General features: G+C 42.6%; 21 protein-coding genes. 16 read left to right on the forward strand and 5 right to left on the reverse strand.

From position 1 onward, the window contains the following. Positions 1–24 precede the first annotated feature (24 nt). The 7 genes from D6855_RS02880 (at position 25) to D6855_RS02910 (ending at position 9,199) form a co-directional block, all read left to right on the forward strand. A complete protein-coding gene (locus D6855_RS02880; RefSeq protein ID WP_120737826.1) occupies positions 25–924 on the forward strand; it encodes a carbohydrate ABC transporter permease in 900 nt (299 codons plus the stop codon). Further along, positions 917–1,750, forward strand: coding sequence for a carbohydrate ABC transporter permease (locus D6855_RS02885; RefSeq protein WP_243111771.1), 834 nt, complete (start codon positions 917–919; stop codon positions 1,748–1,750). Before D6855_RS02880 ends, D6855_RS02885 begins: the two co-directional genes overlap by 8 nt. Before the next feature lie 18 nt (positions 1,751–1,768). Then, the gene (locus D6855_RS02890) at positions 1,769–4,840 is read left to right on the forward strand and encodes a glycoside hydrolase family 2 TIM barrel-domain containing protein (RefSeq protein ID WP_120737828.1); all 3,072 of its coding nucleotides are present in this window, start codon (positions 1,769–1,771) and stop codon (positions 4,838–4,840) included. Positions 4,841–4,991: 151 nt separating this feature from the next. Further along, positions 4,992–6,236: a glutamate-5-semialdehyde dehydrogenase gene (locus D6855_RS02895; protein ID WP_120737830.1), complete on the forward strand. Its 1,245-nt coding sequence runs from the start codon at positions 4,992–4,994 to the stop codon at positions 6,234–6,236. 1 nt (position 6,237) lies between these two features. Next, positions 6,238–7,347 (forward strand): class II aldolase/adducin family protein, encoded by a 1,110-nt coding sequence (locus tag D6855_RS02900; protein WP_158589453.1) that lies wholly within the window; start codon positions 6,238–6,240, stop codon positions 7,345–7,347. Beyond that, entirely contained in the window at positions 7,331–8,401 is a 1,071-nt protein-coding gene (locus tag D6855_RS02905; RefSeq protein WP_120737834.1) for a S66 family peptidase, read from the forward strand. Before D6855_RS02900 ends, D6855_RS02905 begins: the two co-directional genes overlap by 17 nt. Before the next feature lie 105 nt (positions 8,402–8,506). After that, positions 8,507–9,199 (forward strand): hypothetical protein, encoded by a 693-nt coding sequence (locus D6855_RS02910; RefSeq protein ID WP_120737836.1) that lies wholly within the window; start codon positions 8,507–8,509, stop codon positions 9,197–9,199. A 64-nt stretch (positions 9,200–9,263) separates the two neighbouring features. On the opposite strand, the gene D6855_RS17050 is transcribed toward D6855_RS02910, so the two are convergent. From D6855_RS17050 to D6855_RS02925, 4 genes are read right to left on the reverse strand one after another with little or no spacing between them, the layout of a single operon-like run. Then, positions 9,264–10,328 (reverse strand): ABC transporter substrate-binding protein, encoded by a 1,065-nt coding sequence (locus D6855_RS17050; RefSeq protein ID WP_199712389.1) that lies wholly within the window; start codon positions 10,326–10,328, stop codon positions 9,264–9,266. Between the two features lie 7 nt (positions 10,329–10,335). Next, a complete protein-coding gene (locus D6855_RS17055; protein ID WP_199712390.1) occupies positions 10,336–11,112 on the reverse strand; it encodes an ABC transporter permease in 777 nt (258 codons plus the stop codon). After that, complete coding sequence (locus tag D6855_RS02920; RefSeq protein WP_243111796.1) at positions 11,112–11,903, reverse strand: ABC transporter permease; 792 nt, start codon at positions 11,901–11,903, stop codon at positions 11,112–11,114. Before D6855_RS02920 ends, D6855_RS17055 begins: the two co-directional genes overlap by 1 nt. 22 nt (positions 11,904–11,925) lie before the next feature. Next, positions 11,926–12,999, reverse strand: coding sequence for an ABC transporter ATP-binding protein (locus tag D6855_RS02925; protein WP_120737840.1), 1,074 nt, complete (start codon positions 12,997–12,999; stop codon positions 11,926–11,928). A 167-nt stretch (positions 13,000–13,166) separates the two neighbouring features. Between D6855_RS02925 and D6855_RS02930 the strand changes: the two genes are divergently transcribed. Next, entirely contained in the window at positions 13,167–14,234 is a 1,068-nt protein-coding gene (locus tag D6855_RS02930; RefSeq protein ID WP_120737842.1) for a lactonase family protein, read from the forward strand. Here D6855_RS02930 and aroC read toward each other — a convergent pair. Next, a complete protein-coding gene (aroC, locus tag D6855_RS02935) occupies positions 14,231–15,334 on the reverse strand; it encodes a chorismate synthase (protein WP_120737844.1) in 1,104 nt (367 codons plus the stop codon). The two genes, D6855_RS02930 and aroC, sit on opposite strands and share 4 nt — an antisense overlap. 158 nt (positions 15,335–15,492) lie before the next feature. On the opposite strand from aroC, the gene D6855_RS02940 reads away from it, so the two are divergent. The 8 genes from D6855_RS02940 (at position 15,493) to D6855_RS02975 (ending at position 26,082) form a co-directional block, all read left to right on the forward strand. After that, positions 15,493–16,620 carry a M15 family metallopeptidase gene (locus D6855_RS02940; protein WP_120737846.1) on the forward strand — a complete coding sequence of 376 codons (1,128 nt, stop codon included), beginning with the start codon at positions 15,493–15,495 and terminating at the stop codon, positions 16,618–16,620. Between the two features lie 22 nt (positions 16,621–16,642). After that, positions 16,643–17,824, forward strand: a complete 1,182-nt coding sequence (gene tgt, locus D6855_RS02945; RefSeq protein ID WP_120737848.1) for a tRNA guanosine(34) transglycosylase Tgt — start codon at positions 16,643–16,645, stop codon at positions 17,822–17,824. 100 nt (positions 17,825–17,924) lie between these two features. Further along, entirely contained in the window at positions 17,925–18,278 is a 354-nt protein-coding gene (yajC, locus tag D6855_RS02950) for a preprotein translocase subunit YajC (protein ID WP_120737850.1), read from the forward strand. Positions 18,279–18,351: 73 nt separating this feature from the next. Beyond that, positions 18,352–19,455 carry a 3-isopropylmalate dehydrogenase gene (leuB, locus tag D6855_RS02955; RefSeq protein WP_120737852.1) on the forward strand — a complete coding sequence of 368 codons (1,104 nt, stop codon included), beginning with the start codon at positions 18,352–18,354 and terminating at the stop codon, positions 19,453–19,455. Then, on the forward strand, positions 19,433–21,121 hold the full coding sequence (locus tag D6855_RS02960; protein WP_120737854.1) for a glycosyltransferase family 39 protein: 1,689 nt from the start codon (positions 19,433–19,435) through the stop codon (positions 21,119–21,121). The genes leuB and D6855_RS02960 overlap by 23 nt, the downstream gene beginning before the upstream one ends. Positions 21,122–21,139: 18 nt before the next feature. Continuing rightward, positions 21,140–22,810, forward strand: a complete 1,671-nt coding sequence (gene ilvD / locus D6855_RS02965; protein WP_120738155.1) for a dihydroxy-acid dehydratase — start codon at positions 21,140–21,142, stop codon at positions 22,808–22,810. Between the two features lie 35 nt (positions 22,811–22,845). Then, positions 22,846–24,528, forward strand: coding sequence for a biosynthetic-type acetolactate synthase large subunit (gene ilvB / locus D6855_RS02970; RefSeq protein ID WP_120737856.1), 1,683 nt, complete (start codon positions 22,846–22,848; stop codon positions 24,526–24,528). Between the two features lie 36 nt (positions 24,529–24,564). Continuing rightward, positions 24,565–26,082, forward strand: coding sequence for a L,D-transpeptidase (locus D6855_RS02975; RefSeq protein WP_120737858.1), 1,518 nt, complete (start codon positions 24,565–24,567; stop codon positions 26,080–26,082). Positions 26,083–26,149: the final 67 nt, after the last annotated feature.

Genomic DNA, 26,149 nt, shown 5'->3' on the forward strand with positions numbered 1-26,149 from the left:
GTAATGTCACAAAGGGGGACAACAATGGGAAATAAGAATAAAATGGGCCTCTTAGCAAAACAGAAAGCTGCTGGATGGCTATTCCTACTTCTTGCGTCCGCAATGATCGTTGTTATGAGCTTTTACCCTATGGTACGGGCCCTTATTACATCATTTAAAACGGGCTCTTCAGCCAATCTTCAGTGGGCAGATCCGCTGATCTACAACTACAAGAGAATGTTCCAGGACAAGATGTTTATGAGATCTGTTGGAAATACTTTCCTCTATCTCATTATTCAGGTACCTATCATGCTGATCCTGGCAATTCTTCTTGCTCAGCTTCTTAATAACAAAGACCTTAAGTTCAAGGGCTTATTCCGCACATGCATTTTCCTTCCTTGTGCTGTATCACTTGTTTCTTATGCTCTTATCTTTAGAACAATCTTTGCAACACAGGGTCTTATCAACATCATCCTCATGAAGATCGGAATAATCTCTGAGGGAATCAACTGGCTTGGAACCACATCAACTGCAAGAATCGTTATCATCATTGCTCTTATCTGGAGATGGACAGGATATAACATGGTTTTCTATCTTGCAGGACTTCAGAATATCGAATACTCAGTGTATGAGGCAGCCAAGATCGATGGTGCAAATGGATGGAAGACCTTCTGGTATGTGACAGTACCCCTTCTTCGTCCGGTTATCATCATGACATTCATCATGTCTATCAATGGTACACTGCAGCTCTTTGATGAGTCTGTAAACCTTACTAATGGTGGACCTGCTAATACCACGATCACCATGTCTCATTACATTTACAATAACTCATTTGGACAGGGCGTAGCTAACTTTGGTTATGCATCTGCAATGTCATTCTTTGTATTTATCCTGGTTGCTATACTTGCAGCAATCAACCTGAAAGTAGGTGATACACGTGACTAAGAAAAAATACAATAAAAGCGCAACACAAAGAAGACTTATACCTACATACATCTTCCTCACGATAGCATCTATTTTCTCAGTATTTCCACTTTACTGGATGTTTACTGCAGCAACAAACCTTACAGTAGATGTATCAAGAGGTAAGATCTGGTTTGGAACCCACATGGTCGAGAACTTCAATAATCTTGTGGCAAACACAAACCTCTGGAAGGCTTTTGGCAATTCCTGCATTTATTCAACAGCGCAGACACTACTTTGCATCTTTGTATGCTCACTTGCTGGATACGGTTTTGAGCTTTATCACGACAAGGGGAAAGATCTTTTGTTTGCTATACTTCTTATGGCCATGATGATCCCTGGTGTAGCAACTATGATTCCTCTTTTTACCATGATGAGTAAGATGCATTTCCTCAACACTGTTTGGGGCTTTGTACTTCCTGGTGTATCAACACCATTTATGATCATGATGTTCAGACAGAATTCCCGTAACTTCCCACCGGATATTATGGAAGCTGCAAGAATTGATGGGCTGTCTGAGTTTGCTATCTTTTTCCGCATGTACATGCCAGTTATGAAGTCTACATATGCAGCAGCTGCTGTAATCATCTTCATGAATTCCTGGAATGCCTACATGTGGCCAAGAGTCGTAATGACTGATAACAGGGCACAGACAATGCCTATGCTTATTGCCAACCTGGCTGGCGGATACACAATTGATTATGGAATGCTTATGATGGGCGTATTGTTCTGCTCACTGCCAACCATGATCGTGTTCTTCGTACTCCAGAGACAGTTTGCAGAAGGAATTACTGGTTCCGTCAAATAATAAAACGGGGAAATTGTTATGGAAAAATTTGTTTATGATATTGTGGGTGATCCAGAGGTTTTTGAACAGAACCGCATGCCTGCACATTCTGACCATGTTTGTTTTAAATCACTGGCAGAGCTCACAGCAGGAACAACCAGTTATAGGCTCAGCCTTGATGGTGTATGGCAGTTCCACTTTGCGAAAAACATCAACGATGCGCCTGTGGATTTCTTTGAGGGCTCTTATGACACATCTGGATGGGACAGGATTCATGTGCCAGCTCATATTCAGATGGAAGGCTATGATAAGCCTCAGTATGTAAATGTTCAGTATCCATGGGATGGAAAAGAGATGCTGACTCCACCTGAGATTCCTCAGGAGTTTAACCCTGTTGGGGACTATGTAAAACACTTTACACTTCCTGATGGATTTAAACAGGAGAGAGTATGTATTTCCTTCCAGGGAGTAGAGAGCGGTTTTGCTCTGTGGCTTAATGGCCAGTACGTTGGCTACAGCGAGAACTCTTTTGACCCTGCAGAATTTGATCTTACGGATAAGCTTGTAGAGGGTGATAATAAGCTCTGTGTAAGAGTGTTTAAATGGACCAGTGGAAGCTGGTGCGAGGACCAGGACTTCTTCAGGTTCTCAGGAATATTCAGAAGCGTCTATTTGTGCAGCGTACCTAAGACTCATCTCTATGATCTGACTGTTGAACCTGTAGTGGATAAGAGTTTAAAGAGTGCAAGCCTTAAGTTTAAGTTTGTCACTCAGGGAAGTGGCTCCATTGATTTAAAGCTAAGCTTACAGGGAGAAAAGATAATCGAGGGCAACATACCTCTTTTGGACAGCGGAGAGACAACGGGAAGCTGCGACGTTACAAAGCCTGTTCTTTGGAGTGCTGAAGAGCCAAACCTTTATGAGCTTCTTCTTACAGTTAAGGATAAGAAGGGCAAAGTCTTAGAGGTTGTAAAGCAGAACGTTGGCTTTAGACGCTTTGAGATGAAGGATGGTCTCATGGTCCTTAATGGCAAGAGGATTGTCTTTAAGGGCGTTAACAGACATGAATTCTCCAACAAGAATGGAAGGGTGCCAAGTAGAGAAGAACTTATTACTGACATCATCACCATGAAGAAGAACAACATAAATGCCATCAGAACAAGCCATTATCCTGATGACAGTGCGATCTATGAGCTGTGTGATATCTACGGCCTTTACATGATCGCTGAAAATAACCTTGAAACCCACGGAACATGGGAACCCTATGAGAGGGGAGCTAAAGGTGTTGAATACGTGGTTCCAAGGGATAATCCAATCTGGGAAGGCCTTCTTTTAGACAGGGTTAATTCCTGCTATCAGAGGGATAAGAACCATCCTGCAATCCTCATCTGGTCCTGCGGCAATGAGGCCAATGGCGGACTTGTTATCAGCAAGATGGCAGCTCTTTTCAAAGAACTTGATCCATACAGACTGGTTCACTATGAGGGACTGTTCCACGACAGGAGATATCCTGAGATCTCCGATATGGAGAGTCAGATGTATCCCCCGGTTGCAGCTATCAAGGACTTCCTTAAGAAGAACAAGGAAAAGCCTTTTATCTGCTGTGAGTATTCTCACGCAATGGGAAATTCCTGCGGCGGAATGCATCTGTATACTGATCTTACTGACACAGAGCCAAGGTATCAGGGCGGATTTATCTGGGACTATATAGATCAGTCCATAACCAAAAGGGACCGCTATGGAAAAGAGTTTGAGGCCTACGGCGGAGATTTCGACGAGAGACCAAACGATGGTAACTTCAGTGGAAACGGTATCTGCTATGGAGACAGAACTCCTTCTCCAAAGATGCAGGAGGTTAAGTTCAACTACCAGAATATCTCTGTGGCATTTGATAAGACCGGTAAGAAGTTCAAGGTAACTAATAAGAATCTGTTTGTTAATACAAATACCTTTGATGCATTTGTGATCCTTAGCGTTAACGGCGTGGAAAAGAAAAGGGAGTTTATTGATATAGCAGTTAACCCTATTTCTTCAAAGAGCTTTAATGTACCAACTTCTGTTCTTGATACCGCAAAGCTTATCATGGATGCACAGAAGGGTAAGAGTGATTTTGTTGAGCTCGTACTTACAGTATCCTTTGTATTAAAGGAGAATACGCTCTGGGCTCACAAGGGTCATGAGGTTGCATTTGGACAGACTGTTTATAGCGGTGAATTTACTGGCTTTAGCTGCAGTCAGCCACTTAAGCTGGTTCCCGGCAATAACAATATTGGCATATATGGTCAGGATTTCTCATGTATGTTCAGTTATCCTAATGCGAGTCTTTTGTCCTACGTTTACTGTGGCAAAGAGATGATGATAAAGAATCCTCTTCCTAACTTCTGGAGAGCGCCTGTTGATAATGATAACGGATACATGATGACAAGCCGCTACGCCCAGTGGAAGATAGCAAGTCTTTATCCTACACTTAGAAGACCCGATGCTCCATTTGTAATGCCTGATGTAATTCCTGGTCCAAACAGTATTACAATCAGATACACATACTATATGCCAACAACTCCTGAATCAGAGTGCCATGTGGCCTATGAAGTATTTGGAGATGGAACCATAAGATGTGAGATGGATATGGACCTTGTGAAGAAGCTTCCAGATCTTCCAGAGTTTGGCATGATCTTTAAGTTTGATGCAGACTTTGACCAGGTTAGCTGGTATGGACTTGGGCCAAAAGAGACTTACGCAGACCGCAAGAGAGGCGGAAAGCTGGGGTTCTTCCACAACGAGGTAAAAGACAACATGGCAAAATATCTTGTTCCTCAGGAATGTGGAAACAAGTGCGACGTAAGGTTTGCCAAAGTTACAGATAAGCGCGGAAGAGGAATGATGTTCTTCGGAAAGCCATTTAACTTCAGCGCCCTTCCATATAGTCCTCACGAGCTGGAGAACGCAATGCATCCATTTGAACTGCCAGAGGTTCACTACACTTACGTAAAGACCTCTTTAGCCCAGATGGGGATAGCCGGCGACGATAGCTGGGGATCAAGACCACATCCTGAATATCGCCTTCTAAATGAGGGCAGCCTGAAGTTTGAGTTCTACTTTAAGGGTATCTAAAGCCAATGCGGCTGTGAAATGTTAGTGCATTTCACAGTCGTTTTTTTTTTATGACTCAAAGTAGGCTCAAATCCCCATGGATACTAGACATTTTGATGGTAATATGGGATAATTTAGAGAATTGGTGCAAGTTTAATGGGGAGGATGGCCTATGGAACTTAGAGAGTTGTGCAGTAGGGCGAAGGAAGCCAAGTATGAAGTGCAGAATCTTACAACAGAGCAGAAGAATGATGCACTTTTGTTTGTGGCGCAGGAGCTTGTAAGGAACGGGGATAAGATCATTGCGGCCAATGCCATTGATGTTAAGAAGGGGCAGGACAATGGAATGCATCCTGGTCTGGTGGACAGACTTCTTCTTAATGAGAAGAGAATTGAGGGCATTGCTGAAGGACTTAGACAGGTTGCAGAGCTTCCGGATCCTATAGGGGAAGTGCTTGAAGAGTTTGAAAGGCCTGTGGGACTTAAGCTTAAGAAGGTAAGGGTTCCCCTTGGAGTTATAGGTATTATTTATGAGTCAAGGCCTAATGTTACAGCGGATGCTTTTGCGCTGACATTTAAGGCTGGTAATGCTGTTGTCTTAAAGGGCGGAAGTGATGCTATTAACAGCAACATTGCTATTGCCAATGTCATGAGAGATGCACTTAAGGCTAAGGGCATTACTCCTGATGCGATACAGCTTATTGAGGATACGGACAGGGCTGTGACTTCTGAGTTTATGAAGATGAATGAGTATGTAGATGTGCTCATTCCAAGAGGCGGCGCTGGTCTTATCAGAAGCGCTGTTGAGAATTCTACAATTCCAGTTATCGAGACAGGCAGCGGCAACTGTCACATTTATGTGGATAAGGAAGCAGACCTTGATAAGGCTATTCCTATCATTATAAATGCCAAGACCCAGAGAATAGGTGTCTGCAACGCTGCAGAATCCCTTATTGTTCACGAAGATATCAGAGATAAGTTCTTACCTCTTTTTGCAAAGGCTATGAATGAGCACAATGTGGAAGTCAGAGCAGATGAGGGGGCAAAGAGCTACATTGATGGTGCCAAAGATGCTACCGAAGAAGACTTTGGAAAAGAGTATCTGGACTACATAATCTCTGTTAAGACAGTTAAGGATGTGGATGAGGCTATTGTCCATATCAATAAATATAATACCGGCCATTCAGAAGCCATCATTACTGAAAACATGGAAACAGCCCAGAGATTTCTTGACAGGGTCGATGCTGCCTGTGTTTATGTGAATGCTTCAACAAGATTTACAGATGGTTTTGAGTTTGGCTTTGGTGCAGAGATAGGCATCAGTACCCAGAAGCTCCACGCAAGGGGACCTATGGGACTTAGGGAGCTTACTTCCTACAAATATCAGATCTATGGAGAAGGGCAGATCAGAGGATAACATGAGTAACATAGAATATTTGGAAGAGAGACAGCACATAATAGATGTTGCCAGGGAACTTCAGGAGATAGGTCTCCTTGTAAGGACCTGGGGTAATATTAGCTGTAGAACAGACCACAATCATTTCCTTATTACACCAAGTGGTATCAAGTACGAGGATTTAACTCCTGATATGATAGTACTTGTTAACCTGAAGGATATGTCTTACGAGGGAGAATATAAACCATCCAGTGAGAAGCTTGTTCACGCAGCTGCATACAAGGCAAGAAAAGACTGTGATTTCATCATCCATACCCACCAGGTATTTGCATCCTGTGCAGGTACACTTGGTATCAAAAAGGTTTTTTCATATTTTGAAGATGAGGACGTGACTATTCCTGTTGCTCCATATGCGCTTCCTGGAACCCAGAAGCTCGCTGATAATGTGGGGAGGACACTAAGCCACTACAAGAGCGCTAATGGAATCATAATGTCCAATCATGGAACACTTTGCCTTGGTCAGACATCTAACGAAGCACTCTTTGAAGCAGAGATGATGGAGACAGCCTGTAACAACTTCCTTGAGGATGTTTGCAAGATGGATATGCCTCATGGTGTAGAGGAGATGTTTAGCTCCCATCTTGAAAATGGCGATATCAGATACGCTGTTTCTGATACTCCTGAGAGAGTAAAGACGATTCATAAACAGATCTATGCAAAGCGCCCGGACGTTAAGTTTATCGTACATAATAAATCTGAAGCTGTAATGATGGTTTCAAGAAGAGCCAATCATATGAAACCTCTTCTTGATGATTTTGCACAGCTCATTGGAGTATCAGTTAAGATTCCAAGTAACGAGGGCGAGATCTATCACAACATCAAGAAAAAGGTAAATGTTTTATTTGTTCCTAACGATGGTGCATACTGCTTTGGCGGTAATGAAGATGATGCCCAGGCTGTGGCTACAGTTCTTGATAAGGGATGTATTGCTTATGTGGCAGCCATGAGAAATGGCGAGGGTCATTATCTGTCACTGTTTGACTGCATCAAAATGAACCGCAATTACAGGAAGAATTATTCTAAACTTGCTGACACTGTAGAACACGAGGAAAAAGATGATCAAGAGACCTGACAGTATTAAAAGCGGAAATACCATTGGAATAACAGCTCCTTCCTATGGGGCATCCATAGAGCCCTACAGTCTTCTTATCGACATATCAGAGGACAATATCAGAAACAGGGGATATAAGATCGTAGAGGGTAAAACAGCAAGGCTCGGCGATGGTATTGGCATCAGTACGGACCCCAAGGTTTGTGCGGCTGAGCTTATGGAATTTTATAAACGAGATGATATAGACGCTATCATTTCTGCAGGCGGCGGAGAGCTGATGGTAGAGACCATAACTCACGTTGACTTTGATGAACTTAAGAAATATAAACCTAAGTGGTATCTTGGATATTCTGACAACACGAACTTTATCTTTCCTCTGGTTACCATAACAGGAGTTCAGGGAATATATGGTCCCTGCATCAATGGCTTTGCCAAGGTTTGGGAAGATACGGAAAAAGATTCTTTCGCAATCCTTGAGGGAACCAAGAGCTCTTTTGACGGATACAATAAGTTTGTAGAGCCTGTAAAAGAAGAGCAGGAGGTCACACCAGAGTATACAGATGAATATCTTAGAGCTCCTTATGCATATAATGCAGATAGAGAGCTGGTGTCATTTGTTCCAGATAAGACAGGGCTTGTTCCTGCAGGAGATAGCACCATAACAATGGATGGAGTACTCCTCGGAGGATGTCTTGATATTCTGGACTGCCTTGTGGGTACAAGGTTTGACAGGGTAAAAGAGTTTAATAAAAACAATCCTAAGGTTATATGGGTGCTTGAATGCTGCGACTTAACTCCCATGTCGATCAGAAGAGGCATATGGACACTGAGGGAAGCGGGCTGGTTTGAAAATGCTGCGGGATTTGTTTTTGGAAGACCAAGAGAAGCCTGGAAGCAGAATATGCTTGGCGTGGATCAGTACAACGCAGCCACGGATGTGCTTAAAGACCTTGGAGTTCCAGTAGTTATGGATGCAGAGATAGGCCACATTGATCCCATGCTTCCTGTGATAATGGGAGCAGAAGCGACGGTGACAGTTAAGGGTAATTCATTGAATATCAGTTACAATCAATGATCGTCCTAAATAATTTACACTTTTTACGCTTTATTTACGTGCAATTTCGTTAATGAACGACTATAATATAATTACTTACTAGGCGAAAATGGAGGGATCCAACATATGAAAAAGAACATTAAGATGATCTATGGTTTAGTATTAGCACTTTTAGTTTTCCTGGCAGCACCTGCTATGCAGACATATGCATACAGCGAAATACCTGATTGTTTTGATTTTGAAGACTGTGTTATTTCAATCCCAGCTGGTGGAACTCATAAGATGTGGCTTGCTGCAGAGTATGATTATACTTACTTTGTTGAAGGAGCAACCAGTGATGCTACATACCTTGAGTGTAATTATAAGAGAGATTCCGGATATGTTACATTCCATATTGGAGCAGACGAACAGGGCAAAAACGTATTTTTCCATTTCTATGTAAGAGATGACAGACGTCCAGATCAGGATCTCCATGATTGTGTTGAGATTTATGTTCAGAATATTCAGCCTGTAACTCTTAGCCTTCAGACTCCAATAGCTGGTAAAAAGGTTGGAACACTTGTTAAACAGCCTAACAAGACAGCACTTCTAAGTAATGACCAGGGCGTTCCAATGGCTTCATTCTCATTAACACGTGGAAATGGCAGAATGGCTGAGTTCCAAATCAAGGGTATCGAGAATAATGGTGCAAATTATTTCTCAGTTGTTACTGGATATGACTTTGCATCACCTCTCATTTCTGGATCAGATAAAGAGGTTATGCTGGCAAATGGTTACGCTGGTGTATGCGTAAATGGTAAGTTTGTAAACTGGCCATAACATTAGACAAAAAATAAAGCAGTTCCCAATTGGGAACTGCTTTTTTATTGCCGTAATATTTGTATCAGTTAGCTGACTTAACCTTCATCCAGGCGTCGTTGTAAAGCTTGTCGCCCTGTTCTCCAAGATACTTATAAGCTTCAAGTTTCATTGTTGAGAGATCTGGGAAAGCTACATTTGAGCCCTTGATATCTTCATCTTCAATGTTGTTTTGAGCTTCAATATTTGGAGTAGAGTAGGTGATATATTCAAAGTTCTTAAGTGCGATGTCGCCTCTGCACATGAAGTCGATCCATTTCTCTGCGTTTGCAACATTCTTGGAACCCTTTGTGATTACCCAGGAATCGATCCAGATATTTGAACCTTCGTCTGGAACTACATACTCGAGATCTCTGTTTTCTCTTACAGTATAGATCGCTTCGCCTGAATAGATAACACCAAGAGCAGCTTCTCCGCCGATCATCTTATCCCTTACCTGATCGATAACGTAGGCCTGTACAAGTGGCTTCTGAGCGATCAGATCTTCTGTGGCTTTATCAATCTCAGATTGATTGGTTGTATTTAATGAGTAACCATTTTTGATAAGTGCTACCATGTAAGCATCTCTTACTGAATCCTGCATAAGGATCTGTCCGCTATACTTGGGATCCCAGAGGATGTTCCAGCTGTTTACAGGGTCTGAAACCAGTGTCTTGTTGTAGAGAATACCAACTGTTCCCCAGCAGTAGGGGATTGAGTATCTGTTACCCGGGTCAAAACTCTCTGAGTTTTTGAAGTACTCATCGCCAATGTTTTTGCTGTTTGGGATGTTGCTGAAGTTAATTGGCTGGATCATGTCTTTTTCAATGAGCTTCTGGATCATGTAATCTGAAGGACATACTACATCGTAAGCAGAAGTGTCCTGAGCCAGCTTGGCAAACATGATCTCATTGGTCTCAAACATATCATAAACAACATCGATTCCGGTTTCTTCCTCAAACTGTTCAATTACATCTTCGTCGATGTACTCACCCCAGTTGTATACGTAAAGCTTGCCGTTAGAACCGTCTCCAGCGCTACTTCCACAAGCTGTTAAGCACCCAACAAGCATAGCTGATACAAGTGCTAATGATAGAACTTTCTTTTTCATATTCCTCTTATTTCTCCTTGACTTTATTATTTGGTGATCTGTAGATGATCATCAAAAGAGATAACACAACTACAAATATTATAGCAGAAAGTGCATAAATTTCAGGTTGAATTCCTCTTTTTACTTCGTTATAGATAAGTGTTGAAAGAGTCTCAAATCCTGATCCCTTTGTAAAGTACGTGATGATAAAGTCATCAAGGGACATTGTAAATGCCATCAGGGCTCCTGAAACAACACCTGGCATAATGTCTGGAAGCATGGTCTTTCTAAATGCATAGAGAGGAGTTGCTCCAAGATCAAGGGCTGCTTCGTAAACATAGAAGTTAAGGCTCTTTACCCTTGGCATAACGCTCAGCATTACAAATGGAATATTGAAAGTTATATGTGCCAAAAGGATAGTGGTAAATCCAGATCCCAGATGAAGGAACCTAAACAGCAGCATCAGTGAAATACCGGTAACAATATCTGCATTGATCATCGGGATATTGGTTATGCCCATGATCACTGAGCGCAGTTTGGAATTAAGGCCTATCATTGCAATACAGGTAATGGTTCCAATTATTGTTGAAAAGATAGTAGCCAGTACCGCGATTAAAAGGGTATTAACCAGCGCGCTGGCAACTGCCTGATCGGAAAAGAGCCTTGTATACCATTTAAGTGTAAAGCCTCCCCATTTAGCTCTGGACTTACTTGAGTTAAATGAAAGGATGATCAGTGTAACGATCGGTGCGTACATAAAGATAAGAATGATGGCCAGGTAAATTCTTTCGAAGACTTTTTTCATCAGAAGATACCTCCTTCCTTATCAGATACGCTCTCAATTATCATGTTGAGAAGGATGAATATCATAAGCACGATGGACAGTCCGCTTCCAAGGTGCCAGTCGTAAACCTGAGTAAACTGCTGCTCGATGATGTTACCAATGAGCAGGATCTTGGATCCGCCAAGCATGGTGGAAATAGCGAAGGTTGTAAGCGCCGGGATAAATACCATGGTTATTCCACTGATAATGCCTGGAACTGAAAGCGGAAGAGTGATCCTAAGGAAAGTCTGAAGTGAATCCGCTCCAAGGTCCCTTGCGGCGTTTATGATATTGTCATCGATCCTGCTAAGGGAGTTGTAGATAGGCAGGATCATAAAGGGCAGGAAGTTATAAACCATACCAAGAACAATAGCACCAGAAGTGTTGATGATGTTGATGGTAGGCAGGTGTAAAAACTCAAGGATAGTGTTTATAACACCTTTTCCCTCCAGAAGAGTCATCCATGTAAGGGTCCTTAAAAGGAAGTTCATCCACATGGGAAGAATGAATAATGTAACCAGATATGTGTTTCTGGTAAGCTTCATGGAAGAGAGGATCATTCCCAGAGGGTAAGCTAAAAGGAAACAGATGAGGGTACTGATAAAGGCCAGTAAAATAGAGCGGTAGAGGGCCTTCAGATATCCTGACTCTGAAATCCTTGCAATATTCTCAAATGTGAGTGCGCCACTATTATCTGTGACACCGTAATATATTACCATGGCCAGTGGAACTACTATAAAGATCACGGCCCATGCTATATATGGAGATGCCATAAGAAATGCACTTTGCCTGTTCTTAAATAGTTTCACTGATTGCCTCCTCGTCCTCAGAAACGGGAACATTCATGATCTGTATGTTGAATGGGTCAACTTTGATGCCAACTTTGGTTCCTACTTCAGAAAGCTTGGTGGAGTGAACAAGCCATTCAAATCCGCCAGCTTCAACGTCCATTTCGTAGTGTACGCCCTTGAAGGTGAGACCGGTTACAACACCTGAAATAGTGCCTTCTTCAGGAGATACAAGCTCCACGTCCTCAGGCCTTATTACAACGTCAACAGGCTTGTTCTCGCCAAAGCCCTTATCGACGCAGGCAAATCTTGTTCCGAGGATCTCAACAAGCTCATCCCTTACCATTGTGGACCTGATTATGTTACTGTCGCCAATAAAGTCAGCAACAAAGGCATTTTCAGGCTCGTTGTAGATCATCTCAGGTGAACCTTCCTGCTGAATATAGCCCTGGTTCATAACAACGATATGATCTGACATTGTAAGAGCTTCTTCCTGGTCGTGAGTTACGTAGATGAAGGTGATACCAAGCTCTTCCTTGAGCCTTTTAAGCTCATACTGCATGTCCTGACGCATCTTAAGATCCAATGCACCTAGGGGCTCATCCAGCAAAAGAACTTTTGGCTCATTAACTATGGCTCTTGCAATAGCGATACGCTGCTGCTGACCACCTGATAATGAGTCAGGCATACGGTTTTCAAAGCCCTCGAGGTTAACCAGCTTAAGGGCATATTTGATCTTGTCCTTAATGTAGCTGTCTGACTTGTTCTTGATCTTAAGGCCAAAGGCAATATTGTCAGCTATGCTCATATGGGTGAAGAGAGCATACTTCTGAAAGACAGTATTGAGCTGTCTCTTATTGGGAGCAAGAGAAGTGATATCCTTGCCATCAAATATGACTCTTCCCTGATCTGGCTTCTCAAAGCCGCCAATTATCCTTAAGGTTGTGGTCTTTCCACATCCTGAAGGTCCAAGAAGGGTTACAAAAGAATTCTCATGGATCTCTAAGTTTAAATCGTCCAGAATCAGCTGTCCGTCATAGGATTTAGAGATGTGCTCAAGTGTGATCAGGTTCTTCCCCATTTTTTGTCTTCTCCTATTATTAATAAAAAAATAGCAATCTACTTTATTTTAAATGAGCACGACACAGTGTCAATTACTTTTTTGAATATATTTAAAGTTTGTTTTAGTTGTGATAGAATGTGATAAATAAGCGATTTTCAAAATAATCTCTTTAGGAGGAAGCTAAGGTGGCTGCAAAGGATAAGTATGTGGCATATGTGTCCAGCTATACATCAGGCCTCGGCACAAAATACGGAATCAGAATTTATGATGTAGATCTTAAGAATGGAAGACTTTCTGAGAAGCAGAAGGTCGAGATTACCAATTCATCCTATATAAACATTTCTCATAGTGGCAAAACTCTATATTCGATCACTGACGATGGCGTTGAGTCATACAGGATCCTTAAGGACGGAAGTCTTGAGTTTTTAAATGAAGCTTCTATCAACGGTATGAGAGGTTGCTATGTTAACATGACTCAGAACGACAAGTTCCTTGTTACAGCTGGTTATCACGATGGAAAGGTTACAATCCTTAACCTCAACGAGGATGGCAGCATTGGTGGCATCACAGACGAGAGATACCACAAGGGACTTGGAACAGCAGCAGGACGTAACCATGTTCCTCATGTTCAGTGTATCAAGGTTTCCAAGGACAACAAGTATCTTCTTGCAGCAGATCTTGGAATGGACAGGATCAATATCTATGCCCTTGACTACGAGACAGGCAAGATCAAGGATGCTGACGTTATTCACTGTGATCAGGAGTCTTCACCAAGACATATGCAGTTTTCCAAGGACGGCAGATTCCTCTATGTATGTCTTGAGCAGAAGTGTGCGATTGATGTTTATGAATATCATGAGGACGACAATGGAATGCCTGAGTTTAACAAGATTCAGGAAGTTTCAAACTCAGACGAGTCAGATTCGATCGGTGTTGCATGCAGTGCTCTGAACTTCTCAGCTGATTACAACTATCTTGTAAGCACAACAGCTGGTGAGAACAATGCGATCGTATTTAAGGTAGACAGCGAGACAGGACTTCTTACCAAGAAGATCCAGCTGCCTGTAGCGGGAGAGTATCCTAAGGATGCAGCTCTTTTCCCAGATAACAAGCACCTGGTTTCACTTAACCACGAGTCAGATTCACTTACATTCTTTAATGTGGATATGGACGCCGGAACTATGGTAATGAATGGGCCTGAACTTCCAATATCCAGACCCAACTGCATCGTATTCCATAAGCTTGAGGCTTAAGACTTTTTATAAAAAGAGATTACGCTGTCAGCCTTTGAGGACATGTTAGATATCATGAGATCAAGGAGGGTGATAGCGCACATTGATTCAACAACAACAACGGCTCTTGGCACTACAACAGGGTCGTGACGACCTTTAATATTTATTGTAATGTTTTCCCCATCCTGATTTATTGTCTCCTGAGTGGAGGCAATGCTCGGGGTGGGTTTTATATATGCACGAAGAACAATTTCGCTTCCGTCAGACATTCCGCCAAGGATTCCGCCGGAGTGGTTGGTCTTTTTAGTGATCTTGGAGCCCACAGCTTCAAAGGCGTCGTTGTTTTCTGAACCGTAGTAGGTTGCAACCTGACAGCCATCGCCGATTTCTATGGCTTTTACAGCTCCGATGCTCATGACAGCCTGAGCGAGCAGAGCGTCAAGCTTATCAAATACGGGTTCTCCTATACCTGCAGGAACACCTGTGATCCTACATTCTATGACTCCTCCCAGGGAGTCATTTTTTGCTCTTGCATCTGCAATTAGCTCCATAGCTCTTTTGTCTGCATCTATATCTGGCATGGCAGTGGGAGTAGACAGTCTTACACTTGGATCAATTTTGGATGGATCTATCTCAACATTTCCGATAGCCTTTGTAAAAGCGCATACTTCGATCCCCATCATGGACAGGAGCTTGCTTGAAATAGCACCAGCAGCAACACGGCCAATTGTCTCTCTTCCGGAAGATCTTCCGCCGCCGCGATAGTCCCTGAAGCCGTACTTCTGGTCAAAACCATAGTCTGCATGTCCTGGACGGTAGTAGGATGCGATCTCCTTGTAATCAGAGGATTTCTGGGATGTGTTTTTTACCATCAGAGAAATAGGAGTACCTGTGGTCTTACCATCAAAAACACCAGATAAAATGTCAACAAGGTCATCTTCCTTGCGAGAAGTTGTGGCGTTTGAAGTGCCAGGTTTTCTTCTGTCTAAGAATTTCTGAATATCCTCTTCAGATAGCTCCATTCCTGAGGGAAAGCCGTCTATTACACAACCAAGGGCCTTTCCATGGGACTCTCCCCAGGTTGATACTGTGATGTTCCTGCCAAATACTGATCCTGCCATAATGCTCCCTTCACAAACTGCGTATTTTTCTTACCTTTTGAATTGTAATATTATTTCCGAAAAAAAATAAGTAGTGAATTTTTTTCGAAAACGTACTATAATACAGTAGTATTATTATATTCATTACGTGGATATCAGAAATAGAGGGGATTTTTGATATGAACGCCAGTAATCTACAGAAGAAACTTACCTTTAAGAGCAAGGTAATTTCTAAGGTAGAAAAATTCAATAGAAAGCATAAGGCTTTGTCATTTCTTGGACTTGCTTATGCTGTTGTTGCGATAACAACTTATAACTTCCTGTTTTACTTCTACAGAAATGGGAAGCGTTTTACAGCGCTTGCCTGTATTATTTTGTTCTTTATATCCAGCAGCAGTTTTTCTTATCCTGCAATGTCCATGAATATAAGCTTTGCATCTAATGCAGCATCTGAGGATGATGATGTTCTTGGAGCTTCCAGAGTTCTTTCTGATGAAACGGTTGCTGAGTCTGATGCTGAACTTGTTGCTGAAACTGTTGTAGATTCTGCTGTTATCGAACAGGAGAACACAGATGTCAATCCTGATGTAGCTGAGATTGACAATATGGCTTCACTTAACGAGATTTTGGAGGCTACTGAGCAGATAGATCCTGAAGTGCTTGCGGCCTATGGTTATACTACTGAGAGCGAAGAAGAGGTTCAGCAGAGTGAGGAGCCTGCGGAACAGGAATTTAGCAGCGATGACTGGAAAATCGTTCTTGTTAACAAGCAGCATCCTATTCCCGATGATTATTCCTTTGAGCTTGGAACTATAAGTGGCGGTATGAGATGCGATGACAGGATCATCACACCACTTCTTGATATGCTTAAGGGCGCAAGAGCAGACGGCGTCAACCTTATCGTATGCTCGCCTTACAGAGACATCGACAGACAGACCATGCTTTTCTCAAACAAGGTTGGTAAATACATGGACGGCGGATTGTCTTACATGGAAGCGTACAATCTTGCTTCACAGGCGGTAACCGTTCCCGGTTCTTCTGAGCATCAGATCGGTCTTGCAGTTGATATTATTACAGATGGATACTCAACTCTTGATGAGGGCTTTGGAGAAACAGCAGCTGGTAAGTGGCTTGCAGAGAACAGCAGTAAGTACGGCTTTATCTTAAGATACCCTGAGGGAAAAGAGAAGATAACCAGTATCGAGTATGAGCCATGGCACTTCAGATATGTTGGTGTTGATGCTGCTACAGTCATCACTGACAATGACCTGTGCCTCGAGGAATTTTGGAATATATACGTAGATTAAACAGAAACGGATTTATTTTTATATGTACAAGATTTTAAAAAAGGACGGAAGTGCCAAGAGAGCAGAGTTTGAAACTGTTCACGGCAAGATCCAGACTCCCGTATTTATGAATGTGGCTACGGTAGCTGCCATTAAGGGAGGAGTATCAACAGAGGATCTTGAGGGCATAGATACACAGGTCGTCCTTTCAAATACTTATCATTTACACTTAAGACCAGGAGACGATCTTATCTATAGGATGGGTGGACTTCATAAGTTTATGTCCTGTAACAAGCCTATTCTGACAGATTCAGGTGGATTCCAGGTCTTTTCTCTTGCAAAAACCAGAAAAATAAAGGAAGAGGGCGTTTACTTCCATTCTCACATAGACGGTCATAAGCTCTTTATGGGCCCTGAAGAGAGTATGAGGATACAGTCTCACCTTGGATCTACTATAGCCATGGCTTTTGATGAGTGTCCTTCAGCCAAGGCGGACCACGAATATGTTCAGATGTCCGTTGACAGAACTACAAGATGGCTAAAGAGATGTAAAGCTGAGATGGACAGGCTCAACAGCAATCCATACACTGTTAACCCTCATCAGATGCTATTTGGAATCAATCAGGGAGCAATCTTTGATGATATCAGGATTGAACACGCCAAAGTCATAAGCGATCTTGACCTTGATGGATACGCTGTTGGCGGTCTTGCAGTAGGTGAATCCCATGAGGAGATGTACCACGTTTTAGAAACAGTGGTTCCTTATCTTCCTGAGAATAAGCCTACCTACCTTATGGGAGTTGGTACTCCTGCCAATATCCTTGAGGCTGTTGAAAGAGGCGTCGACTTCTTTGACTGTGTTTACCCAAGTAGAAATGGTCGTCACGGTCATCTTTACACTAACAGGGGACATATCAATATAATGAATGCCAGGTATGAGCTTGATGATACTCCTATAGAACCTGGTTGTCAGTGCCCGGCCTGCAGAAGATACTCAAAGGCATATATAAGGCATCTTCTCAAAGCTGGTGAAATGCTTGGTATGAGGCTTTGTGTTCTTCATAATCTCTATTTCTACAACCATATGATGGAAGAGATAAGAGATGCCATTGAGAAGGGCCAGTTTGCTGAATATAAGAGAAACAAGCTCTTTGGAATGCAGGAGTTTGACGGAAGTAACAATGGAGAGTATCAGGGAATAGATAAGAACTGGCGAAAAGGTTAAATTTGCTACCTGTTCCCATTAAGATTGCACACTTGAATTTACTACCCACATTTAGTATTATGTTTGGGTGTATATAATTATTTAAGGTATGGAGGAAGTTATGGGTTTACTTTTAACATCTGAGGCAGCTACCAGCACACAGAGCATTGTTTCAATGGTAGTTGTATATGCTGCAGTTATCGCAGTTTTCTATTTTCTCTTTATGAGACCACAGAGAAAGGAACAGAAGCAGAAAGCTCAGGTTCTTGCAGCTTTAGCAGTAGGTGATAGCGTTAGAACAACTGGCGGATTCATCGGAACAGTTATTGATATCAACGACGATATGGTTATCGTAGAGTTTGGTAATAACAAGAACTGCCGTATTCCTATGGTTAAAGAGGCAATTGTTGAGGTTGAAAAGCCTGAAGATGCTGTTGCAACAGCTAATGATACTTCTGATTCTAAAAAGAAGTAATATTTTTTGTGTCTATTAAAGCCTGATTGGCTCCTGCCAATCGGGCTTATTTTCAAATATGGAGGAGAGAGGTATGAAATTAAATATTACTTGCATTCCTGGTGATGGAATCGGTCCTGAGATCGTAACTCAGGCCAAGAAGGTCCTTGACAGAGTGTGCGAAGTTTATGGACATGAGATCACATACAAGGATGTTCTTATGGGCGGATGCTCAATTGATGCTTACGGAGTTCCTCTTACTGAGGAGACTATCGAGGCAGCCAAGAGCGCTGATGCTGTTCTTATGGGTTCTATTGGTGGAAATACTTCCACATCTCCATGGTACAAGCTTGAACCAAGTAAGAGACCTGAAGCTGGTCTTTTAGGGCTTAGAAAGGCTCTTAACCTGTTTGCCAACCTTCGCCCTGCATATCTTTATCCAGAGCTTATGAAGGCCTGCCCTCTTAAGGAAGAGGCTGCTAAAAAGGGCTTTGATATGCTTATTATGAGAGAACTTACTGGCGGTCTTTATTTTGGTGATCGCTTTACAAAAGAAGTTGACGGCGAGCTTACAGCTACAGATACCCTTGTTTACAAGGAGAGTGAGATAAGACGTATCGCCATCAAGGCCTTTGAAGTGGCAAGAAAGCGCAGAAAGAGCGTTATCAGTGTTGATAAGGCCAACGTTCTTGATTCATCAAGACTATGGCGCAAGGTAGTAGAAGAGGTTGCCAAGGATTACCCGGACGTAACTTTAGAGCATATGCTGGTTGATAACTGTGCTATGCAGCTGGTAAGAGAGCCATCTCAGTTTGACGTGGTACTTACTGAGAATATGTTTGGCGATATCCTTTCAGACGAAGCCAGCATGATCACAGGCTCTATCGGAATGCTTCCCAGTGCCTCACTTAACGACACAAGCTTTGGTCTCTATGAGCCAAGCCACGGAAGTGCACCGGATATTGCTGGTAAGGACCTTGCTAATCCTATTGCGACAGTTCTTTCAGCAGCAATGATGCTTAGATACAGCTTTAATCTCGACAAGGAAGCAGATGCAATCGAGGCAGCTGTTTCTAAGGTTTTAGAGGATGGATACAGAACAGTTGACCTGATGGGAACTTCTGAGGGAGAGTCATTTAAGCAGGTTGGCTGTAAGGAGATGGGAGATCTTCTAGTTGAACGAATCACTAACCTATAAAACTGAAAAGAAAATATATGACATTTTGCCCCATGAGCCTGAAACCATGGCGGCTACGCTCTTTATCTTTGGAATGGCAGCCTACTATTTCTGGCGCATGTTTGCCATAACTCCAAGCTATGATGAACTGTATACCTATTACACGTTCATAAGCAGGGGGCCTGTGTATGCAGCTATTCACTGGCCGCTTCCAAACAATCACGTTGGATACTCGGTTTTATCAGCTATTTTGAACTATACGGGTAATTCCTTTATCGGTCTTAGGGGTGTTTCTTTTATCTGTGCTGTTTCAAACCTCATTCTGATATACAGAATATGTAAAAGATATTATGCTCATGGACTTGCATTTGGCGCCATGCTCCTTTATGCATCAATGCAGGTTGTCAATGAATACAGCATTCAGGGAAGAGGATACACTCTAGGAACGACATGCTTTTTGATCGCCATCTATGCTGCTGGCAATATCTGTAATGCAGATGAGACCAGGAATTTCTACTTCTGGGCTCTTGGTATAGCATTTGTTCTGGCACTTTATACTGTGCCCAGTAGCGTTTATTTTGTTATTCCTGTAAGCGTGGCTATTGGAGCATATCTTTTGATCAACGCTTATCGAAGCAGGGATATGCATGGCAATATGAGGGAGACTTCATATTACAAGAAGTTTAGAAGGTTCTTTTATACAGGTCTTCTGGCGGCGTTTATTACAGTCGTGCTTTATTCGTTGATATGGCTTGCTATTGGCTCAAACCTTTTGGTTAAGACGCAGGGTAGTGAATATTATGGACTAAGCCACGGAACAGTGCTTCTTAGAAGTCCTGCGACATCTCTTTTAACTGGGGCAAGATATATGCTGGATCAGCCATATATTCAGAGCCTTCCAAGAGATGAGTTTTACGAAAGAGTTCTGGGATGGAACCACAGTCTGTATGAATATATGCTGCCTGGTCTTGCGCTTCTGATCTATATTGCGGTTCTGGTATCCATTGGAGTTGCGCTTTATGAGTGCGTAAGGCACTTTGCATATTCGAGAACTATCATCAACCTGATGATTCTTTCCAATATAATTATTACAGCACTTATTCTGATCCTTCAGCATAAGCTTCCATACCTTAGGGTATTTAGCTATGCAGCGGTTACTATCACGCTTAGCTTCTGTATCTGTATAGAGAGACTTATCAATGTCACAATCAGGATATACAACAGAGAAGTAAAGGGCGCAGACGAGAAGGCTGTTCATAAGGAAATTGAGACAACCATAAAAGGTGAGAAGTGGTATTCAGGTTTTGGCGTCTATATACCTGTAATGGCGGCTATAGTTCTTTTTGTCTTAAGATTCATGACCCCGAACTTTACCTGCCAGCTTGATGAGAGGGAAAATGACCTGATGGGAACCCTGTATGTGGCAGGAGTAGAAAAGAGACAGAATATAGCGGCTCTTGACTGCGATCAGCAGTATCTTCTTAAGTTTGGCTGGGATATAGATTGTCAGAAAACTGATGTTAATGACGCAGATTGTGTTATCATTGACAAAAATATGATGACTCCGGATTACAGTGGAGAGGATTTCTGGAAGTTTTATCAGACCTATGAAACCATAGATTGGGACTATGTAAAAACTCTTCGTGCTATATACGAAAATGAAAGATTTATTCTATATGTAAAATAAGGAGGAGATGAAATGGCTATGAATAGTGAAAGAGTATTTAAGGGGCTTCAGCAGGCGCCTCACAGAAGCTTGTTCAATGCGTTGGGATTTACTGAGGAAGAGAGAAACAAACCACTTATTGGTATTGTCAGCTCATATAACGAGATCGTTCCTGGCCACATGAACCTCGATAAGATAACAGAGGCTGTTAAGCTTGCTGTTGCTGAGGCAGGTGGTATGCCAGTTGTTGTTCCTGCTATCGCTGTCTGCGATGGTATCGCTATGGGACATATTGGAATGAAGTACTCACTTGTGACAAGAGATCTTATTGCAGATTCTACAGAGTGCCTTGCAATCGCCCATGCTTTTGATGGAATGGTCTGCATTCCTAACTGCGACAAGAACGTTCCTGGCCTTCTTATGGCAGCTGCAAGGGTTAATATCCCTACAGTATTTGTATCCGGTGGCCCTATGCTGGCGGGCAGGATCGATGGCCACAAGACATCTCTTTCATCTCTCTTTGAGGCTGTAGGAAGTGTTTCTGCAGGTAAGATGACAGAGGAAAAGCTCTGTGAGTACGAGGAAAAGGGATGTCCTACATGCGGATCATGTTCAGGAATGTACACAGCAAACTCCATGAACTGCCTTACAGAGACCATTGGAATGGGTCTTCCTGGAAATGGAACTATTCCTGCAGTTTATTCAGCAAGAATCCGTCTTGCCAAGAAGGCTGGCTATGCTGTAATGAAACTTATTGAAAAGAACATCAGACCAAGAGATATCATGACAAAGGATGCATTTATGAACGCTCTTGCTCTTGATATGGCTCTTGGCTGCTCAACCAATACAATGCTTCATCTTCCAGCTATTGCTCATGAAGCAGGCGTTGATATCAACATGGAAGTTGCCAACGAAGTATCATCAAGAACACCAAACCTTTGCCATCTTGCTCCTGCAGGCCCTACTTACATGGAGGACCTCAACGAGGCTGGCGGTGTTCCTGCAGTTATGTCAGAGCTGGTTAAGAAGGATCTCTTAAATCTTGATTGCATGACTGTTACAGGTAAAACTGTAAGAGAGAATATTGAGGGTGCTTTTAACAAGAACCCTGAGGTAATCAGACCAATCGACAATCCATATATGCAGTCTGGCGGAATTGCTGTCCTTAAGGGTAACCTTGCACCTGATACAGGTATCGTTAAGAAATCAGCTGTTGTTCCAGAGATGATGGTACACGAGGGACCAGCAAGAGTATTTGACTGTGAGGAGGATGCTATCGGTGCAATCCTTGGCGGCAAGATCGTTGCAGGCGACGTTGTAGTTATCAGATATGAAGGACCTAAGGGCGGTCCTGGAATGAGAGAGATGCTCAATCCTACATCAGCCATTGCGGGTATGGGACTTGGTTCAACTGTAGCGCTTATCACAGACGGAAGATTCTCTGGCGCAAGCCGCGGAGCTTCAATCGGACATGTATCTCCTGAAGCTGCTGTTGGCGGTCCTATCGCCCTTGTTGAGGAAGGCGATATCATCAGCATTGATATTCCAAACAACTCTCTTAATGTTAAGGTTTCTGATGAAGAGCTTGCAAAGAGAAGAGCAAATTGGACTCCAAGAGAGCCTAAGGTTACAACTGGATATCTTTCAAGATACCGTGAGCTTGTAACTTCTGGTAACAGAGGAGCTATCCTGGAGATTCCAAGAGCCTGATTAGTCTAATATATATTTGATGAGGAGTATGAAAGATGGTATTAACTGGATCACAGATTGTTTTTGAATGCCTTAAGGAGCAGGGAGTAGATACTATTTTTGGTTATCCCGGAGGAACAATCCTTAATATCTATGACGAGCTTTACAAACAGCAGGATGATTTTCTTCATATACTTACAAGCCATGAGCAGGGAGCTGCCCATGCAGCTGACGGATATGCAAGATCAACAGGTAAGGTTGGCGTATGTTTTGCTACAAGCGGACCTGGTTCAACAAACCTTGTAACTGGTATAGCAACAGCCTACATGGACTCTGTTCCCATGGTAGCCATTACCGCCAACGTTAATCTTCCTCTTTTGGGAAAAGATACTTTCCAGGAGGTTGATATTGCTGGTATTACCATGCCTATTACAAAACACGGCTACATTGTCAAGGATATCAAGGTTTTAGCTGATACCATCAGAAAAGCCTTCAAAATTGCAAGGACTGGTCGTCCAGGCCCTGTTATCGTTGATATCACCAAGGATGTTACCGCAGCCAGCTGCGAGTATCGCCCTGTTCAGATAACAGAGGAAGAGCCGGCCCGGGACTTTGACGAAGAGAATATTAAGGCGGCTCTTAAGCTTATTAAGGCTTCCAAGAGACCTTATATCTATGTTGGCGGCGGCGCTGTTATTTCCGGTGCGTCAAAAGAGCTAAAGGAGTTTGCGGAGCTTATCGATGCTCCTGTTTGTGATACTCTTATGGGCAAAGGTGCGTTCGATGCAGCGCATAAGCTCTATACCGGCATGATCGGAATGCATGGAACCAAGACCTCCAATTTTGGAGTTAGCGAATGCGATCTTCTCATCACTCTGGGAGCAAGATTCTCAGACAGAGTAATTGGTAATGCCAAGACCTTTGCTGGAAAAGCCAAGATTCTTCAGGTGGATGTTGATGCTGCTGAGATCAACAAGAATATCAGGACTAATGTATCTGTTATAGGTGATCTCAAGGAAGTTCTTAAGGTATTTAATTCAAAGCTTGAAAAGATGGATCACTCTGACTGGATCAAGAAGATCTCAGATTATAAAAAGAAATATCCACTTAGCTATGAAACTAATAAGCTCACATGTCCTTACGTTATTGAAGAGCTCTATAATCTCACAAAGGGCGATGCGATTATTTCTACAGACGTAGGTCAGCACCAGATGTGGACTGCGCAGTACTACAAGTTCAATAAGCCAAGGACATTTCTTACATCTGGCGGCCTTGGAACTATGGGCTATGGCCTTGGAGCCTGCATTGGAGCTCAGGTAGGTAATCCTGATAAGCTCTGTGTCAATATAGCTGGTGATGGCTGCTTTAGAATGAACATGAACGAGCTGGCAACAGCTTCAAGATACAATCTTCCTATTATTGAGATCGTGATAAATAACCACGTTCTTGGAATGGTAAGACAGTGGCAGACACTGTTTTATCAGAAACACTATTCACAGACTGTGCTTGAGGACAAGGTTGATTACTGCAAGGTGGCTGAAGGTCTTGGATGTATGGCTATTAAGGTGACCAAGAAGTCTGAGGTTGTTCCTGCCCTGAAGAAAGCCATAAAATCTAAGACACCGGTACTAATTGATTGTATAATAGAAGAGGATGATAAGGTATTTCCTATGGTACCTGCCGGAGCATCCATCAGCGAAGCGTTTGATGCATCAGACCTTGATGCAAAAAAGAAATGATTCTTTAGTAAACTTTTGAGGGGTTTATAGGAGATTATGAAAAAAGCACTGCGGGGCTCAGTAATAGGGCTGATTGCAATTGCCTTGTTGCTGGTGGCAGTTTATGTCCTTCTGGGGTTTTATTACATGGTTGGTTTTCCATGTTTTACCTGGATCAATGGTGTATATTGCACCGGCAAAACTGTCTCTGAAGTTAATGAAGAACTTATCCAGAATAGCGCCTACGAAGGCATAGCTATTCTGGATCAAAGTGGTGCAAGGCTTTTTGTCAGCGCAGATGATGCTGACATGTCTATTGATTATACAGATTCTCTCAATGAGGTTTTCTATAGCAGGAACCCATTTCTTTGGGGGTTCTATGTCTTTAAGAATCTAAGTATCCAGTATGAACCAACAGTATATATCAACAGGAATAAGGTTATAGCTCTAGTCTCTGACTGGGAGATCTTTGTGGAGCCCACAGATCTTGAGTGCAGTATCGAGAAAACAGCTGATGGCTATACTCTTGTTAATGGCTTTGTTCAGGTGCCGGTTAAGGATGTGGTGGTTGAAAAAGCTTTTAATGCCATGGTAAAAAGAGAGAGCGTCCTAGACCTTACTGATATGGAGGACTGTTATGAGATACTTGACCTTAGGGATGAAGAGAAGGAGAAGGTAGAGCTCTTTTCCAAGGTCGAGAAACTTCAGGACATGGATATTGTTTATCTTGTTGGAGGAGATAGCATAACCCTTACAAGGGGCAGAGCCAGTGACTTTATCCTTACAGAAAAAGATATCCAGACAGCCCTGGAGGAACAGGTAAATGCCAAGAAGCCTGGTAATGGCTTGTTTATTATTGATGGAGCAGAGCAGAAACTTTCAGAGGAAGATGAGATAAATACTTTTGAAGGGATAGCTGTTGATAAAAATGGCAATCCAATTGTCAGTGAGAGTAAGATGTATGCATTTCTTAAAGGAGTAGCTGACAGCCATGATACTTCCTGGATGATGGACAGATACAGAAATGGTGAGGGAGAAGAAGTCATCGTCAACGATAACAGCAAAGGCGATGGAACGATTTATGATATAAACTCAGAGTTTGAGTATCTAAAGGGTGCTGTTACAACTGGAGAGGGCCTTACTGGCACCAGAGACCTTCAGTTATCAGAAAGCGCATCTATTTATAATGCCAAAGAGCAGCTTGGCAATACCTATATAGAAGTCAATATGGGAGACCAGGTTCTTCATTACTATGTAGATGGCGAGCTAAATATGGAGATGCCTGTTGTAACAGGTAATGTAAATCGCGGAAGAGGAACGCCAACAGGAATATACCCTGTATATAATAAGAGGTATCACACTTATCTGCGCGGCGTAGATTATGTATCTTACGTCAACTACTGGCTTGGTGTTCACAAGGGAGTTGGTATCCACGATGCAAACTGGCGCAGTAAGTTTGGGGAGGAGATCTATAAAGTAGATGGATCTCACGGCTGTATAAACTGTCCTGAATCCTCGGTTTCAGTTCTGTGGGAAGTAGTTGATGTGGGAACACCGGTAATCCTGTATTATTAAAAAACTGATCTGATCCACCAGTGTTTATGCATTGGTGGATTTTTGAAGGCGCGGAATATGCAATCGC

The organism is Butyrivibrio sp. CB08 (genome assembly GCF_003625485.1).
Taxonomy (GTDB): Bacteria; Bacillota; Clostridia; order Lachnospirales; family Lachnospiraceae; genus Butyrivibrio.

Excerpts from the sequence above, each read along its gene's own strand:
- D6855_RS17055 (WP_199712390.1), bottom strand. The coding sequence starts at position 11,112 with ATGAAAAAAGTCTTCGAAAGAATTTACCTGGCCATCATTCTTATCTTT.
- aroC (WP_120737844.1), bottom strand. The coding sequence starts at position 15,334 with ATGGCAGGATCAGTATTTGGCAGGAACATCACAGTATCAACCTGGGGA.
- D6855_RS02910 (WP_120737836.1), top strand. The coding sequence starts at position 8,507 with ATGAAAAAGAACATTAAGATGATCTATGGTTTAGTATTAGCACTTTTA.
- leuB (WP_120737852.1), top strand. The coding sequence starts at position 18,352 with ATGAAATTAAATATTACTTGCATTCCTGGTGATGGAATCGGTCCTGAG.
- D6855_RS02900 (WP_158589453.1), top strand. The coding sequence starts at position 6,238 with ATGAGTAACATAGAATATTTGGAAGAGAGACAGCACATAATAGATGTT.
- ilvD (WP_120738155.1), top strand. The coding sequence starts at position 21,140 with ATGAATAGTGAAAGAGTATTTAAGGGGCTTCAGCAGGCGCCTCACAGA.
- D6855_RS02895 (WP_120737830.1), top strand. The coding sequence starts at position 4,992 with ATGGAACTTAGAGAGTTGTGCAGTAGGGCGAAGGAAGCCAAGTATGAA.
- D6855_RS02905 (WP_120737834.1), top strand. The coding sequence starts at position 7,331 with ATGATCAAGAGACCTGACAGTATTAAAAGCGGAAATACCATTGGAATA.
- D6855_RS17050 (WP_199712389.1), bottom strand. The coding sequence starts at position 10,328 with ATGAAAAAGAAAGTTCTATCATTAGCACTTGTATCAGCTATGCTTGTT.
- D6855_RS02940 (WP_120737846.1), top strand. The coding sequence starts at position 15,493 with ATGAACGCCAGTAATCTACAGAAGAAACTTACCTTTAAGAGCAAGGTA.
- D6855_RS02975 (WP_120737858.1), top strand. The coding sequence starts at position 24,565 with ATGAAAAAAGCACTGCGGGGCTCAGTAATAGGGCTGATTGCAATTGCC.
- D6855_RS02920 (WP_243111796.1), bottom strand. The coding sequence starts at position 11,903 with ATGGCATCTCCATATATAGCATGGGCCGTGATCTTTATAGTAGTTCCA.
- D6855_RS02880 (WP_120737826.1), top strand. The coding sequence starts at position 25 with ATGGGAAATAAGAATAAAATGGGCCTCTTAGCAAAACAGAAAGCTGCT.
- yajC (WP_120737850.1), top strand. The coding sequence starts at position 17,925 with ATGGGTTTACTTTTAACATCTGAGGCAGCTACCAGCACACAGAGCATT.
- D6855_RS02890 (WP_120737828.1), top strand. The coding sequence starts at position 1,769 with ATGGAAAAATTTGTTTATGATATTGTGGGTGATCCAGAGGTTTTTGAA.
- ilvB (WP_120737856.1), top strand. The coding sequence starts at position 22,846 with ATGGTATTAACTGGATCACAGATTGTTTTTGAATGCCTTAAGGAGCAG.
- D6855_RS02925 (WP_120737840.1), bottom strand. The coding sequence starts at position 12,999 with ATGGGGAAGAACCTGATCACACTTGAGCACATCTCTAAATCCTATGAC.
- tgt (WP_120737848.1), top strand. The coding sequence starts at position 16,643 with ATGTACAAGATTTTAAAAAAGGACGGAAGTGCCAAGAGAGCAGAGTTT.